Here is a 14428-nt window from a genome sequence, read left to right as displayed (position 1 = left end):
GTGCGGAAGCCGCGCCCCGGCTCGTTCGCGTTCCGGGCCTCCCCGTCAGGGGCGAGAGCGCTCTCCCTCTATCCAGGGATTGTTGACACGAGACTCATGGCGTGTTTCCCTCCTCCTAAGAGAGCGCTCTCTCAGCTCGGTACTCGCTCCGCGCCCCCCGCATCCCCAGGAGCAACCATGACAACGCGCCTCCTGTCCGACCGGCGCCACCGGCGTCGCCTGGCCGCCGCGTCCGCGGTCCTCGTCACGCTCGCCGGCCTGCTCGTCCACGCCGCCGTCGCCTCCGCCGCCGTCCCGCCCACCCCCTCCGGCTGGTCGCTCGTCTGGTCGGACGACTTCGGCGGCGCCGCCGGGTCGGCCCCGTCCTCGTCCGACTGGATCGTCGACACCGGCCACGCCTACCCGGGCGGCCCCGGCAACTGGGGCACCGGCGAGATCCAGAACTACACCGGCAACGCGGCCAACCTGAGCCTCGACGGCTCGGGCAATCTGCGGATCACCCCGCAGCGCAGCTCCTCCGGCGAGTGGACCTCCGCCCGCATCGAGACCAGGCGCGCCGACTTCAAGCCCGCGGACGGCCGCGTGCTGCGCATCGAGGGCCGCATCCAGATGCCGAACGTCACCGGCGACGCGGCCCTCGGCTACTGGCCGGCGTTCTGGGCGCTCGGCTCGCCGTACCGGGGGAACTACTGGAACTGGCCGGGCACAGGCGAGTTCGACATCATGGAGAACGTCAACGGCGTCAACTCCGTCTGGGGCGTCCTGCACTGCGGCGTCAACCCGGGCGGGCCGTGCAACGAGACGACGGGCCTCGGCGCGAGCCGGGCCTGCCCCGGCTCGACCTGCCAGTCGGCCTTCCACACCTACCGCTTCGAGTGGGACCGCTCCGCCAGCCCCAACGAGCTCCGCTGGTACGTGGACGGGCAGCAGTTCCACAGCGTGAGCCAGGCCCGGCTCGACGCCGGCACCTGGAGCTCGATGACCGGGCACGCCGGCTACTTCCTGCTGCTCAACGTGGCCATGGGCGGCGCCTTCCCCGACGCGCTGGCCGGCCCGACGCCGACCGCCGCGACCGTGCCCGGCCGGTCCATGCTGGTCGACTACGTGGCCGTGTGGCAGAGCGGCGGCTCCGGCCCCACACCGACGGGCACCCCGACCGTGCCGCCCGGCGGCGTGGACGCCCGCTCCACGATCCAGGCCGAGCGCTACCAGGCCCAGTCGGGCACCATGGTCGAGTCCACGACCGACACCGGCGGCGGCCAGAACGTCGGCGGCGTCTCCAACGGCGACTGGCTGCGCTTCGACGACGTCGACTTCGGCTCCGAGGCGGCCCGGCAGGTCAGGGTGCGCGTCGCCTCGGGGGCGGCCGCTGGGGTGAGCGGGCTCGTGCAGGTGCGCCTGGACAGCCTGACGGCCACCCCGGTGGGCGACTTCGCGGTGGCCTCCACCGGGGGCTGGCAGAGCTGGCGCACGGTTCCGGCCAACATCTCGCCGGTGACGGGCAGGCACACGGTCTACCTGACCTTCGCCAGCGGCCAGCCGGCCGACTTCGTCAACCTCAACTGGCTGACGTTCTCGACCTCCTGACCGCCATGACCCGACGGCCCGTCAGGTCGAGTCACGAACGACCAGACGGGCCGGCAGCACCACGGGCCCCGCGTGCCGCCCGTCCAGGCGGGACAGCAAGAGCCGTGCCAGCGCCAGCGCCTGGTCCCTGGCCGGCACGCGGACCGTGGTCAGGGCCGGGGTCGTGCAGGAGGCGGCGTCGATGTCGCCGAAGCCCACGACCGCCAGGTCGTCCGGCACCCGCCGGCCCGCCTCCCGGGCCGCCCGCAGCGCGCCGATCGCCAGGTCGTCGGAGGTGGCGAGGACGGCGTCCAGCTCCGGGTGGTCGGCCAGGAGCCGCCGGGCCGACTCCGCGCCGGACTCGCGGTCGGGCCCGGCCAGGGCGAGCAGGGGCCGCAGCCCCGCCTCGTGCAGCACGTCGCGGTGCCCGGCCAGCCGGTCCTGCACGGCCACGAGATCCGTCGGCCCGCAGATCATGGCGATGCGGCGGCGGCCCCGCTCCAGCAGGTGGGCGGTGGCCGCGCCGGCGCCGCCCGCGTTGTCCACGTCCACGTGCGGCACGAGCGAGGCGACGGCGGGCCTGCCGAGCAGCACGACCGGCACGCCGGTGCGAGCCAGTTGCTCGGCCAGCGGGCCGTGGTCGTCCGGCGGCAGCAGCACGACCCCGTCGGCCTGCCGCGCCTCCACGTGCTGGAGCACGCGGCGCCGGCTCTCGGCCGTGTCGGCCAGCATGAGCGTGATCTGCTTGCCGGCCCCTTCGAGCATGCTCGTGACGTACCTGACGATCGCGGCGATGAGCGCGTCGCCGCCCTGCCGCGGCTCGGACAGGACCAGCGCCACCGCGTCGGTCCTGCGGGTCACGAGACTGCGCGCGGCGGCGTTGGGGACGTACCCGAGCTCGCGGACGGCGCGCAGCACCGCGTCGCGCGCCTCGGCGCTGACCGACGCCTCGCCGTTGACCACCCGAGAGACCGTGGCACGGGAGACGCCGGCGCGGGCGGCGACGGTCTCCAGCGTGGGCCGCCGCGGCCGGCCGTCCGGCAGACCGTTGCGGGCGATGACGTCGCGGTACCACAGGGCGCTGTCCTTCAGCCGCCGCCGCTGGGTCTCCAGGTCGACGTGGACGAGGCCGAACTTGCGGCGGTAGCCGTCGGCCCACTCGACGCAGTCGAGCAGCGACCACACGAGGTAGCCGCTCACCCTGGCCCCCTCGTCCAGGGAGACGCGCAGGGCGCGCAGGTGCTCCTCGATGAAGCTCGTCCGCTCGATGTCGTGGATGCCCTCGGGGGTCAGCACGTCGACGAAGTCGGCGCCGTTCTCGGTGATCATCAGCTCGGTCCCGGGGTACTCCCGCGAGAGGCGGCTCAGCAGCAGCGTCAGCCCGCTCGGCACGATGGGCCAGCCCATGGCGGTCACGGCGGTGGGCACGCTGCAGAACAGGACGCCCTCGCTGCCCGGGAAGGAGGCGTCGCCGGCCGCGCCGGGCTGGGCCTGCACGGCGGTCGGCGTGTAGTAGTTGACTCCCAGCAGGTCGATCGGCCGGCCGATCAGGTCGAGGTCGCCGTCGCGGATGTGCCCGAGCCCGGCGATCCGCTCGACGACCGGCAGCAGGTCGGCGGGGTAGCTCCCGCGCAGCACGGGGTCCAGGAACTGCCGGTTGTGCAGCGCGTCGATCCGCTTCACCGCCTCCGCGTCCTCCTCGGACGGCTGCGACGACAGGTCGCCGAGCTGGCCGGGGGTGAGCACGGGCGAGAGGTTGAGCACGATGCCGGCCCGCTGCGCGCCCGCCGAGCGCAGCGCCTCCAGGGCCAGCCCGTGGGCGAGCAGCATGTGGTGCGCGCCGACGAACGCCTCGGCTGCCGAGCGCCTGCCGGGCGCGTGGACGCCCGAGCCGTAGCCGAGGAACGCCGCCACCCACGGCTCGTTGAGCGTGAACCACGTGCCGACCCGGTCGCCGAGACGGTCGTGGACGGCCCGCGTGTAGTCGGCGAAGCGATGGGCGGTGTCGCGGGAGGTCCAGCCGCCCTCGTCCTCCAGGGCCTGCGGCAGGTCCCAGTGGTAGAGGGTGGCGTACGGCGCGATGCCCGCGGCCAGCAGCTCGTCCACCAGCCGGTCGTAGAAGTCCAGGCCGGGTTCGTTGAGGCGGCCCTTGCCGTCGGGCATGACCCGCGGCCAGCTCACCGAGAACCGGTAGGCGGCCATGCCGAGGTCCTTCATCAGCCGTACGTCGTCGGCGTAGCGCCGGTAGTGGTCGCAGGCCGGATCGCCGTTGCGCCCGCCGGGGAAGACGTCCCAGATCGACGGGCCGCGCCCGTCCTCGCCGGTCGCCCCCTCGATCTGGTAGGCGGACGTGGACACTCCCCACACGAACCCCTCGGGGAAGCGCGCTGTGCTCATCGATGGACAACCCTCCGGCGACGTACGGGCGCCGTCGCGTGGCGGCGCGCGGCGCCTAGTCTGCCGCATGTCGGTCATGTCGTGCGGCGCGCCGGGAACGGTCGCGTCGCGCCGCGGCGGGGCGAGGCGGTATACAGGGCGCGTGGAACTGGACCGGCTGGATCGTGCCATCGTCGCGGCCCTCGTGGAGGACGCCCGCCAGACCTACGCGGAGATCGGGCACCTCGTCGGGCTGAGCGCGTCGGCCGTCAAGCGCCGGGTGGACCGGCTGCGCGAGACCGGCGTGATCACCGGGTTCAGCGCCAGGGTGGCGCCGCGCGCGCTCGGCTGGACCACCGAGGCGTACGTCGAGCTGTTCTGCCAGGGCAAGACCAAGCCGTCCGACATCGCGCTCGCGGTCGCGAAGTTCCCCGAGGTGGTCGCGGCGGCGACGATCACCGGAGAGGCCGACGCGCTGCTGCACATCCGCGCCACGGACGTGCGTCATGTGGAGCGGGTGATCGAGCGCATCGCGGCGGAGGCGTTCGTGGTGCGGACCAAGAGCTCGATCGTGCTGTCGCGGCTGGTGGACGTGCCTCCGGGGGCCGCACTGCCCGACGTCCCGGGGGGTGCGGCGGCGCTCCCGACGCCCCCCGAAGCGGCCGTCCGGTAGCCCGCGCAACGGATCGCGTGCCGTCGGCCCATACTCGCAACAGACCCGCGCGAACACGCCATTCACATTGCTTGGCCTGCATAAACATACATTCTTAGAGTGTCTTCGTCCCCCTCACGCGGAATCCCGCAGCCTTGCCCGACCTCTACGGAGACCTGCATGCCCAAGCACTTCCTCATGTGCCGCCCCGAGCACTTCACGGTGGAGTACGCCATCAACCCGTGGATGCATCCCGAGGCCGGCGCCGACCGCGACGTCGCGATCCGGCAGTGGGAGGGACTCAAGTCCGTGTACGAGAGCCTCGGGCACCAGGTCAGCCTCATCGACCCGGTCGAGGGCCTGCCGGACATGGTGTTCGCGGCCAACGGCGCCCTCGTCGTGGACGGCCGGGCGTACGGCGCCCGCTTCGCCTTCCCCCAGCGCGGCCCGGAGGGACCGGCGTACCTGCGCTGGTTCGCCGAGCGCGGGTATCCTGTACTGGAGCCGGAGCACGTCAACGAGGGTGAGGGCGACTTCCTGACCCTGGACGAGGTCGTGCTGGCCGGCACCGGCTTCCGCACGAACGTCGCCGCGCACCTGGAGGCGCAGGAGTTCCTGGGCCGGCCGGTGGTGTCGCTCACGCTGGTGGACCCCCGCTTCTACCACCTCGACACGGCGCTGTTCCCGCTCGACGGCCACAACGTCTGCTACTACCCGGACGCCTTCTCCGAGGGCAGCAGGCGGGTGCTGGCCCGGCTGTTCCCGGACGCGGTGCTCGCGAACGCGGCCGACGCCGAGGTGCTCGGGCTCAACGCGGTCAGCGACGGCACCCACGTGGTGATCAACTACGAGGCTTCCGACCTTCAGCTGGAGCTGAAGCGGCGGGGATACGAGCCGATCCCCGTCGACCTGTCGGAGCTGCGCAAGGCGGGCGGGGGCCCGAAGTGCTGCACACTGGAGATCAGGGGGAACGACTAAGATGACGACCAGCTCAGAGCTGATCGGCGTGATCGAGCGCCGGAGCGCGCACAACTACCACCCGCTGCCCGTGGTGATCCGCGAGGCCCACGGGGCCTGGGTCACCGACGTCGACGGCAGGCGCTACCTCGACTGCCTGTCCGGCTACTCGTCGCTGAACTTCGGCCACGGCAACGAGAAGATCGTCGCGGCGGCGCAGCGGCAGCTCGCGCGCCTCACGCTGACCAGCCGGGCATTCTACCACGACCAGTTCGCGGAGTTCTGCGCCGGGCTCGGCGACCTCACCGGCAAGGACATGATCCTGCCGATGAACACCGGCGCCGAGGCCGTCGAGACCGCGATCAAGGTGGCCCGCAAGTGGGGCTACGAGGTCAAGGGCGTGCAGCCGGACCAGGCCACCATCATCGTGATGGAGGACAACTTCCACGGCCGCACCACCACGATCGTCAGCTTCTCCACCGATCCCGACGCGCGCGACGGCTTCGGCCCGTACACGCCCGGCTTCAAGATCGTCAAGTACGGCTCGGTCGAGGCCGTCCGTGAGGCGATCGACGCCGACACGGTCGCCGTGCTGGTCGAGCCGATCCAGGGCGAGGCCGGGGTGCTGGTGCCGCCGGACGGCTACCTGACGCAGCTGCGCGAGCTGTGCACGGCCGAGAACGTCCTGATGATCGCCGACGAGATCCAGTCGGGGCTCGGGCGCACCGGCCGCACGTTCGCCTGCGACCACGAGGGCGTCGTGCCGGACATGTACGTGCTGGGCAAGGCGCTCGGCGGCGGCGTCGTCCCGGTGTCGGCCATCGCCGCGAACGAGGACGTGCTCGGCGTCATCAAGCCGGGACAGCACGGGTCCACGTTCGGCGGCAACCCGCTGGCCTGCGCCGTGGGCAGCGCCGTGATCGAGATCCTGCGCACCGGGGAGTTCCAGGACCGGGCCGCCCGGCTCGGCGAGGTGCTGCACGCGCGGCTGGGCGAGCTCGTCGGTGACGGCGTGGTGACCGTACGCGGACGCGGCCTGTGGGCGGGCATCGACATCGACCCGTCGCTGGCGACCGGCCGGCAGGTGTCGGAGGCGCTGATGGCGCGCGGCGTGCTGGCCAAGGACACGCACGGCTCGACGATCCGGCTCGCGCCGCCGATCGTCATCTCGGAGGAGGACCTCCTCTGGGCGGTCGACCAGCTCGTCGACGCCATCTCCTCCTTCCGCTGAGCGCGTCCTTGCGCGGAGCGCCTCCGTGCGCGGAGCGCATCGGGACCGGACGTGCGGCGCCGCCGCGAACCCTCGCCTGCGGCGGGGCCGCACGTCTGTCATGGGGGACGAACGCCCACGATCTTGACAAACGTGATCACTCGTTGCCAAGATCAGCTTCTCGTGGCGGGCCGGCTCCCGCCTTTCCACGGGAAGAGGGCACATGAAGAAACTCGCGGTCGCGGGGATGGCACTCGTCACGTCGATCTCCGTGCTGACCGTCAGCCCGGCCGAGGCGGCGTCGGCCTCGAGAAACCTCATCACGTTCTGGGAACACGACGACTACCAGGGCGCGCGCAAGGACATCACCTGCGTCACCCAGCAGCGGGACGACCTGGGCGCGCTGGAGAACCAGGCGAGCTCCATGGCGAACGCGTCGTACTCGGGCATCGACCTCTACAGCGGCGACAATCTGACCGGTGTCAGGTACTACGCGGCGCCGCGCAGCAACGACAGCGACTTCACCAACAACGGCTTCGACAACACCGTCGAGTCCCTGCGGTTCAGGAAAGTTCCCTGCGACGTAGGGTGATCGCCGGCCGGTGGGCGTGGGGCTGCGTGACGCTGGCACTGGCGTCCAGCGCCGCGTGCGCCGCCTCCGCTCCCGCGACCGCCCCGGCCGCGAGCCGGCCGCCCGTCATCGACCCGTCCGCCGAGGCACGCGCGCTGCGCCTGCCGTTCGACGCCTACAAGCGATCCGAGACGGACATCGAGCGCGTGGAGCGGGCAGCGGACGTCCTCGCCGGCCGATGCCTCCAGCAGAAGGGCTACGACCGGCCGGCCCTGCCCGCCGTCGCCATGATCGACGCGCCCAACCGCCGCCGTTACGGGGTCATAGAGCCCCTGGTCGCCCAGCGGGCCGGCTATCGCGCCCCCATCACCGCCGCCGAGGGGGAACGAGACCGGGCGGACCGGGCACGCGGCGGCTACCGCAACGCGGCGGAGAGAGCAGCGGCGCACACGTGCCTCCAGGACGGCACGGGCCGCGTCTACGTCCACGGCGCCGACTCGCCCCTCCTGGCGCGCCTGGAGCGGGAGATCTTCGAGCAGACCAGGACCACGGACCTCGACGTCCGGGCGGCTCTCGGCAGATGGCGGTCCTGCATGCGCGCCCGCGGCCAGAAGGAGTACGCCGATCCCCTGGCCGCCGCCGCCGACGACCGGTGGGCGGACCGGGACGCGGAGAAGGCCGAGACGGCCGCCGCGGTCGCCGACGTCACGTGCAAGAGGGAGACGGACCTCGTCGAGATCTGGCGCCGCGCGGAGGAGAAGCTCCAGACCGCCGCCCTGACCATGCACTCCGCGGACTTCGGCCAGGTCCGCCAGGCACTTGAGAAGGAACGGGCCGAGGCCGCCCGCGTCGTCCAGGGCGGCGCCTGATCACCTCAGCTCCACAGAGGCGATCTCCTTGATCGTGTTGCCGGAGGACTCGTACCAGGTGGCCTGGTCGGGGAAGGTGAGGGTGGCCAGGGCGTTCTGGAACCACGGCCCCTCGGTCACCCGCCAGCGGAACGGCGGGCGCGGGATGCGCGCCGACCGGGCGAGCAGCCCGCCGACCAGCGTCGCGATGCCGAACTGGGTGAACACGTTGGCCCAGCGCAGCAGCGGGCTGAGCGGGTTGCGGATCGGCGAGCAGACGACCTGGTGGATGTCGCCGGCGCTCGCCTTGGCCACGTAGGAGTAGTGGACGTCGCCCGACAGGATGAGCACCGGCTTGCCCACGCGGACCAGCAGCCGGGCCAGGTCGTCGAACGAGCGGCGGAACGCGGCCCAGTGCTCCAGGTCCACGGCCTGCCGGAACTTCTCCGACAGCTTCCGCACCCACGAGCCCCACGCGCCGTCGCACAGGGCCTCGTTCCAGTTCTGCACCGAGTGGACGCCCTCGGGCAGCAGGAACGGGATCGAGGAGCCGATGACCAGCCGCTGGGCGGGCTGGGAGACCTCATCGACCAGCCACTGCCACTCCCCCGGGTCGAGCATCCTGCGGTCGCCGGGGGTGAGCTGGCGGGCGCACCTGGTGTCGATCATGATCAGGCGGGTGTGGCCGAGGTCGCGGGCGTAGCTCCAGCGGGTGCTCGCCGGGTCGGCGTCCGCCTTCTCGGCGAAGTCGTCGAGAAGGCCGCCCCCGTCCGTTCCGCCCTCCCGCAGGGAGCGCAGCAGCGGATCGGCCTCGCGCTCGGCCGGCGACAGGTTGCCGAGGTGCTGGTAGATCCAGTAGGCGCCGAGCCCGGAGATCACCCGGCGCCGCCACCAGCTCGTCGCGGCCATCTGCTCGCGCCAGGGCTGCGAGGTGTTCCAGTCGTCGCGCAGGTCGTGGTCGTCGAAGATCATCGCGGTCGGCACGGTCGAGAACAGCCAGGCGATCTCGGGGTCGGTCCACGCGCGGCGGTAGAGCTCGGCGTACTCCTCGAAGTCGGCGATCTCGTTCTTGGGCTCGGTGTCCCTGCGGGCGTGGATGAACTCCAGCATGCCGGGCGACGGGCTGTCGGCGTAGACCTGGTCGCCGATCAGCAGCAGCAGGTCGGGCCACTCCTCGTCGCCCGCCTCCATGAGGCGGCCGCCGTAGGCGCGCAGCACGTCCTCGCCGTGGGTCAGCACGTGGGCGGTGTCGTGCGGCACGCTCGTCCGGCAGGAGCCGAACGTCATCCGGCGCGGCCCCTCGGGCGGCAGCAGCCGGATGCGGCTCGGCGGCCGGCCCTCCAGGGGCCACACCCGCTCGCCGTCCAGCTCCACCGCGTACCCGTCGACGTCCGCCGCTAAGTCGGTCAGGTCCACGATCGCGTAATGGTGGCCGTGCACCGTGAACGTCCGCGACTCGTACGAGCGGCCGGCCGCGATCACGGCGACCGTGCACGGCTCTCCGGTCTCCACCCAGATGGAGGCGCTCGACGCATCGACGTAGCGCAGCATCGGCCCGATCACCAGTGCGGGCATCGCAACCCCCCGATTCGACAGTTCGGCACACTCCCGTACCCAAGCCTGCCAGAGTGGCACCTGGCCGGCGTGTTGATCAACGGGTTGGATCGATGAAAGCAGCACCGTTTCTCCACGACTATCAAAAAAACCCAGTCGTGACGAAACGCGCAGCCTTAGGATGATCGCGACACCTACCCCCAAAGAGGCAGGCAACGGCGCTTACCTCAGACTCGGGGGTACTCACCAGGAGGCACTCCTTCCATGACCGTCATGGTGCCGTCAATGACGCCGGCGCTCACGAACCCGGCCCTCAGCGCCGACCTCACCACCCCGGGCCGCCAGGCCCTCGACTCCGCTCTCCAGCAGCTGCACCAGGCGGCCGAGCACCTCGGGCTCGACCACGGCCTGCGCACGATGCTCGCCACGCCCCGCCGCTCCCTGACCGTCTCCGTCCCCCTGCGGCGTGAGGACGGCCGCATGGACGTCGTCCAGGGCTTCCGGGTGCAGCACAACATCTCGCGCGGCCCCGCCAAGGGCGGCATCCGCTTCCACCCGGCCACCGACATCCACGAGGTGACCGCCCTGGCGATGTGGATGACGTGGAAGTGCGCCCTCGTGGGCATCCCGTACGGCGGCGCCAAGGGCGGCGTCTCCGTGGACCCCAAGGCCCTCACGCCGCGCGAGCTGGAGCGGCTGACCCGCCGCTACGTCAACGAGATCCTGCCGATGATCGGCCCGGAGAAGGACATCCCGGCCCCCGACGTCGGCACCGACGAGCAGACCATGGCCTGGATCATGGACACCTACAGCGTCAACACCGGCTACTCGGTGCCGGGGGTCGTCACCGGCAAGCCGACGACGCTGGGCGGCTCGCTCGGCCGGGCCGGCGCCACCTCGCGCGGCGTGCAGATCGCGGCCCTGGCCGCGCTCGGCCGCTCGCCCGAAGGCGTCACCGTCGCCGTGCAGGGCTTCGGCAAGGTGGGCGCCCTGGCGGCGCAGTACCTGGCCGACGCGGGCTGCGTGGTCGTCGCCGTGTCCGACGCCTCGGGCGCCGTCCACGCGCCCGGCGGGCTCGACGTGGCCGCGCTGCGCGCCCACGCCGCCGAGGCGGGCGGGGTGCTCGGCTACCCCCACGCCGACGCGCTCGGCCATGACGACCTGCTGGAGCTGGACGTCGACGTGCTCGTGCCCGCCGCGCTGGAGAACGTCATCACCGCCGCCAACGCGCCCCGGATCCGCGCCCGCCTGGTCGTGGAGGGCGCCAACGGCCCCACCACGCCCGAGGCCGACGAGATCCTCGCCGCCGGCGGCACCACGGTCGTCCCCGACATCCTGGCCAACGCGGGCGGGGTGATCGTGTCGTACCTGGAGTGGGTGCAGAACATGCAGGCGTACTCCTGGAGCGCCGGGGAGGTCGACGTGAAGCTGCGCGACCTCATGGAGAGCGCGTTCGGCGAGGTCCGGTCGCTGGCCGGCGAGCGCGGCCTGACCCTCAGGCAGGCGGCGCACGTCATCGGCGTCGGCCGGGTCGCCGAGGCGCACCGGATGCGCGGCCTGTACCCCTGAGCGACCGCGCCCGGGGCCGCCCCTAGGTTGGGTAAACCGTGGTGTCGCAGGTCAGGGCACTGATCATCGGGGATCTAGGGTGGGGTACGTGCTCAGGTCGGTGCTGTCCCTCACCCTGCCCCTCGCCCTCCTCCATCCGTCGGCGCCCCAGATGTCGGCGTCGCGGTCCGTGCCGCACCACGACGTCATGACACCGGGCGGCGACCGGCTGGGGTACGCGCCCGTCCCCGCGCCCTTCACCGGGGAGCGGAGGCTGGCCGGCGTGGTGCTGGCCCGTGACCCGGTCACGGGCCGGACCGTGCTGTGCGGGGGCGCGGTGATCAGGTCGCGCAGCCGGAGCCTGGTGCTCACGGCCGCCCACTGCCTGTACGACCGGGGCAGGAGGATGCGGGAGGTGTCGTTCCTGCCGGGATTCGCGGACGGCCGGCCGCCGCTCGGGGTGTGGCGGGCCGTGCGGACGTGGGTGCCGGACCGGTGGCGCGACGGGCCGGACACCGAGGCCCAGCTCCCGTACGACGTGGGCCTGGTCGGGGTCGCCCGGCACGGACGCTCCCTGGAGGACGTCACGGGGCCGGGGCTGAGGACGCTGCGCACGCGACCCGGCACCTCGCTGCGCGGCCTGGAGCTGCTCGGCTACCCGGCGGGCAGGAGGTACCCGGGCATGGAGCTGTACCACTGCCTGGGCGACGCCTCCGAGGGCATCGCCCGGGGGCCGGGGGTGCTGGTCACCCGCAACTGCCACGCCCCGGACGGCGGCAGCGGCGGCCCCGCCCTGTACGACGGGGCGGTGGCGGGCGTCGTCTCGTCCTCCAGCCCGCTGAGCGACCGGAGCGGCTTCACCGTGCTGACCCGGCTCGGCGGCCGGCAGTTCGGGCGGATGCTGAGCGAGTCCGACCGGTGGATGAGCGAGCGCCGGCCCGCGAACGCCCGGCCGGCCGAGCGCACCTCTCAGCCGGTCGCGCCCTTCGAGCCTGTTCCGTTCGACGCGGACGTGTTCCCCGTCTGGGCCTGCCGCACGATGTCCTCGCAGATCGCGTGGCTGACGAGCGCGTCGTCGGCCGTGAGCAGGCGGCCGGCGTGCACGGCGTCGAGGAACTCCAGGCAGGCCTGCTCGATGCCGCGCTGCCGGGCGACCGGCACCCAGTCGGGCCGGCGCACGAGCGTCTCCCCCGCCGCGTAGTCGACCACGTCGCCGAGGTTGACCACCCGCCGCTTGACGCCGCCGCCCATGACCTCGCAGCTCTCCTCGGCGGCGCCGCTCACCCGGCACATGGAGCCGATCGCGGTGAACCCGTCACCGGTCAGCTCCAGCACGACGTGCTCGGCCAGGCCGCCGGTGACGCGGGTGCGGATCCTGGTGCCGGTGACCTCGCCGGGCGCGAGGAAGCGGAGCGTGTCCACGACGTGGATGAAGTCGTCGAACACCATCCGGCGGGGGTCCTCCGGCCGGTCGGCGCGGTTCTTCTGCAGGAGGACGAGGTCGCGGGGCAGCGCCGCGAGGCCGACGTAGCCGGGGGCGTACCTGCGGTTGAAGCCGACCATGAGGGAGCGGCGCTCGGCGTGGGCCAGGCGTACGAGGTGCTCGCAGTCCGGCAGGTTGTCGGCGAGCGGCTTGTCCACGAAGACGTGCACCCCCGCCTTGAGCAGCGGCTCGACCAGCTCGCGGTGCGCGGTCGTGGCGGCGTGGACGAACGCGGCCTCGACCCCCGCCTCGATCACCTCCCCGACGGACGTGAACCTCGCCGCGACGCGGTGGACGTCGCCGAGCCGGTCCAGGGCCCGCCGGTCGCGGGTGCAGAGGTGGAGGTCGAGGCCGGGCTGGGTGGCGAGCACGGGCAGGTACGCCTTCTCGGCGATGTCGCCCAGGCCGATCACGGCAGTCTTCATCCGCAGAGCCTAGCCCCGCGGCGCCTCGGCAGGGGTGCTCAGACCTGCTTCCAGACGATGCGGAGAACCGCGTTCACGACGAAGGCGGCGGCGAAGAGGACGGCCGGGGTGGCCAGGCCGGCCGCGTAGAGCGCGAGCGCCCCGCCGCCGAACCAGACGATCTCCAGGACGACGCGGGCGGCGCCGGTGAGCGGCACCACGGCGTTGGCCCCGCCGTTCGCCCCGAACAGCGCCCACGCGGCGATGAACAGCGCCGGGGCGCCCAGACCGGCGAGCAGCTTGACCGCCCAGTTCGGGCTCACCGTGAACCCCCAGTAGGCCACGGAGGCCAGCACGCCGAGCTCCAGGACGAACATCAGGGCCAGGTTGATGCCCTTGGCGATGGCGAGCATGTGAACCTCCAGTGACTGCCGTTCGCTTACGAGAGCAATGCTCTCTCAAAAGAGCAGCCATCGTCAAGAGCGGTGCTCTCTTTTCCTTGCGGTGCTCTGGTAGCGTCGTGGGCATGACAGCCAGCCGCACCGCGAGAGAACGTGTCCGCGCCGAGCTGACCAGGGAGATCGTGGAGATCGCCCGCCGGCAGCTCGCCACCGAGGGAGCCGGCGGCCTGTCCCTGCGTGCCGTGGCGCGCGAGATGGGCATGGTGTCCTCGGCCATCTACCGCTACTTCCCGAGCCGCGACGACCTGCTGACCACGCTGATCATCGACGGCTACAACGCGCTCGGCGAGGCCGTGGAGCACGCCGACGCCGCCACGCCACCGGACGACTTCCCGGCCAGGTGGGCGGCCGTGTGCCACGCCGTGCGCGACTGGGCGCTCGCGCACCCGCACGAGTACGCGCTGCTGTACGGCTCGCCGGTGCCGGGCTACCAGGCGCCGCAGGACACGATCGGGCCCCGGGTGCGTGATCTGGTGGTCTTCGGACGCATCCTCGCCGACGCCCACCGGGCCGGGGCGCTGGCGCCGGCCGCCCCCCTCGATACCGATCCGGCGCTGGCGGGCGAGGCGGAGGCGAGCCTCGGCGCATTCATGCCTGATGTGCCCGGCGACGTGCTGCTCCGCGCCCTGTCAGCGTGGACGTCCCTGTACGGGTGGGTGAACTTCGAGGTGTTCGGCCAGCTCCAGGGTGCCTTCCAGGACAACGGGCCGGGGTTCGGCCACTCGGTACGCGTCCTGGGCGCCATGATCGGACTCCCCCAGCCTGGTTGATCATCACATGGCTCCCCCTTCACAGGGA

12 protein-coding genes are annotated in these 14428 nt (G+C 72.5%); 8 read left to right on the top strand and 4 right to left on the bottom strand.

The window, feature by feature from the left end:
- The first annotated feature begins 177 nt into the window (after window positions 1-177).
- Window positions 178-1587 (top strand): glycoside hydrolase family 16 protein, encoded by a 1410-nt coding sequence (locus ABZS51_RS09045; protein ID WP_355437956.1) that lies wholly within the window; start codon window positions 178-180, stop codon window positions 1585-1587.
- Between the two features lie 21 nt (window positions 1588-1608).
- On the opposite strand, the gene ABZS51_RS09040 is transcribed toward ABZS51_RS09045, so the two are convergent.
- Window positions 1609-3963: a GH1 family beta-glucosidase gene (locus tag ABZS51_RS09040; RefSeq protein ID WP_355437954.1), complete on the bottom strand. Its 2355-nt coding sequence runs from the start codon at window positions 3961-3963 to the stop codon at window positions 1609-1611.
- 142 nt (window positions 3964-4105) lie between these two features.
- Here ABZS51_RS09040 and ABZS51_RS09035 point away from each other — a divergent pair, with 142 nt between their 5' ends.
- The 5 genes from ABZS51_RS09035 to ABZS51_RS09015 all read left to right on the top strand — a co-directional run bounded on the left by ABZS51_RS09035 (window position 4106) and on the right by ABZS51_RS09015 (window position 8201).
- Window positions 4106-4615 carry an Lrp/AsnC family transcriptional regulator gene (locus tag ABZS51_RS09035; protein ID WP_310710356.1) on the top strand — a complete coding sequence of 170 codons (510 nt, stop codon included), beginning with the start codon at window positions 4106-4108 and terminating at the stop codon, window positions 4613-4615.
- Between the two features lie 159 nt (window positions 4616-4774).
- Window positions 4775-5572 carry a dimethylargininase gene (gene ddaH, locus ABZS51_RS09030; protein ID WP_355437952.1) on the top strand — a complete coding sequence of 266 codons (798 nt, stop codon included), beginning with the start codon at window positions 4775-4777 and terminating at the stop codon, window positions 5570-5572.
- Between the two features lies 1 nt (window position 5573).
- Window positions 5574-6782, top strand: a complete 1209-nt coding sequence (gene rocD, locus ABZS51_RS09025) for an ornithine--oxo-acid transaminase (RefSeq protein WP_355437950.1) — start codon at window positions 5574-5576, stop codon at window positions 6780-6782.
- A 202-nt stretch (window positions 6783-6984) separates the two neighbouring features.
- Window positions 6985-7353, top strand: a complete 369-nt coding sequence (locus tag ABZS51_RS09020; protein WP_355437949.1) for a hypothetical protein — start codon at window positions 6985-6987, stop codon at window positions 7351-7353.
- Window positions 7354-7379: 26 nt separating this feature from the next.
- On the top strand, window positions 7380-8201 hold the full coding sequence (locus tag ABZS51_RS09015; RefSeq protein ID WP_355437948.1) for a hypothetical protein: 822 nt from the start codon (window positions 7380-7382) through the stop codon (window positions 8199-8201).
- Here ABZS51_RS09015 and ABZS51_RS09010 read toward each other — a convergent pair whose 3' ends face one another.
- Window positions 8202-9755, bottom strand: coding sequence for an alkaline phosphatase D family protein (locus ABZS51_RS09010; protein ID WP_355437946.1), 1554 nt, complete (start codon window positions 9753-9755; stop codon window positions 8202-8204).
- 264 nt (window positions 9756-10019) lie between these two features.
- On the opposite strand from ABZS51_RS09010, the gene ABZS51_RS09005 reads away from it, so the two are divergent.
- Window positions 10020-11303 carry a Glu/Leu/Phe/Val dehydrogenase gene (locus tag ABZS51_RS09005; RefSeq protein WP_355437944.1) on the top strand — a complete coding sequence of 428 codons (1284 nt, stop codon included), beginning with the start codon at window positions 10020-10022 and terminating at the stop codon, window positions 11301-11303.
- A gap of 948 nt (window positions 11304-12251) precedes the next feature.
- Here the strand turns inward: ABZS51_RS09005 and ABZS51_RS09000 are convergent.
- Complete coding sequence (locus ABZS51_RS09000; protein WP_355437942.1) at window positions 12252-13190, bottom strand: Gfo/Idh/MocA family oxidoreductase; 939 nt, start codon at window positions 13188-13190, stop codon at window positions 12252-12254.
- A 38-nt stretch (window positions 13191-13228) separates the two neighbouring features.
- Window positions 13229-13582, bottom strand: coding sequence for a YrdB family protein (locus ABZS51_RS08995; protein WP_355437940.1), 354 nt, complete (start codon window positions 13580-13582; stop codon window positions 13229-13231).
- Window positions 13583-13695: 113 nt separating this feature from the next.
- On the opposite strand from ABZS51_RS08995, the gene ABZS51_RS08990 reads away from it, so the two are divergent.
- A complete protein-coding gene (locus ABZS51_RS08990) occupies window positions 13696-14400 on the top strand; it encodes a TetR/AcrR family transcriptional regulator (RefSeq protein ID WP_355437938.1) in 705 nt (234 codons plus the stop codon).
- The last annotated feature ends 28 nt before the right edge of the window (window positions 14401-14428 follow it).

The organism is Nonomuraea sp. NPDC005501 (assembly GCF_040605905.1).
GTDB lineage: Bacteria > Actinomycetota > Actinomycetes > Streptosporangiales > Streptosporangiaceae > Nonomuraea.
The sequence above is the reverse complement of the archived record's forward strand: the minus strand, read 5'-3'. Positions and strand labels throughout refer to the sequence as shown.

Excerpts from the sequence above, each read along its gene's own strand:
- ABZS51_RS09045 (WP_355437956.1), top strand. The coding sequence starts at position 178 with ATGACAACGCGCCTCCTGTCCGACCGGCGCCACCGGCGTCGCCTGGCC.
- ABZS51_RS09040 (WP_355437954.1), bottom strand. The coding sequence starts at position 3,963 with ATGAGCACAGCGCGCTTCCCCGAGGGGTTCGTGTGGGGAGTGTCCACG.
- ddaH (WP_355437952.1), top strand. The coding sequence starts at position 4,775 with ATGCCCAAGCACTTCCTCATGTGCCGCCCCGAGCACTTCACGGTGGAG.
- rocD (WP_355437950.1), top strand. The coding sequence starts at position 5,574 with ATGACGACCAGCTCAGAGCTGATCGGCGTGATCGAGCGCCGGAGCGCG.
- ABZS51_RS09020 (WP_355437949.1), top strand. The coding sequence starts at position 6,985 with ATGAAGAAACTCGCGGTCGCGGGGATGGCACTCGTCACGTCGATCTCC.
- ABZS51_RS09010 (WP_355437946.1), bottom strand. The coding sequence starts at position 9,755 with ATGCCCGCACTGGTGATCGGGCCGATGCTGCGCTACGTCGATGCGTCG.
- ABZS51_RS09005 (WP_355437944.1), top strand. The coding sequence starts at position 10,020 with ATGACGCCGGCGCTCACGAACCCGGCCCTCAGCGCCGACCTCACCACC.
- ABZS51_RS09000 (WP_355437942.1), bottom strand. The coding sequence starts at position 13,190 with ATGAAGACTGCCGTGATCGGCCTGGGCGACATCGCCGAGAAGGCGTAC.
- ABZS51_RS08995 (WP_355437940.1), bottom strand. The coding sequence starts at position 13,582 with ATGCTCGCCATCGCCAAGGGCATCAACCTGGCCCTGATGTTCGTCCTG.
- ABZS51_RS08990 (WP_355437938.1), top strand. The coding sequence starts at position 13,696 with ATGACAGCCAGCCGCACCGCGAGAGAACGTGTCCGCGCCGAGCTGACC.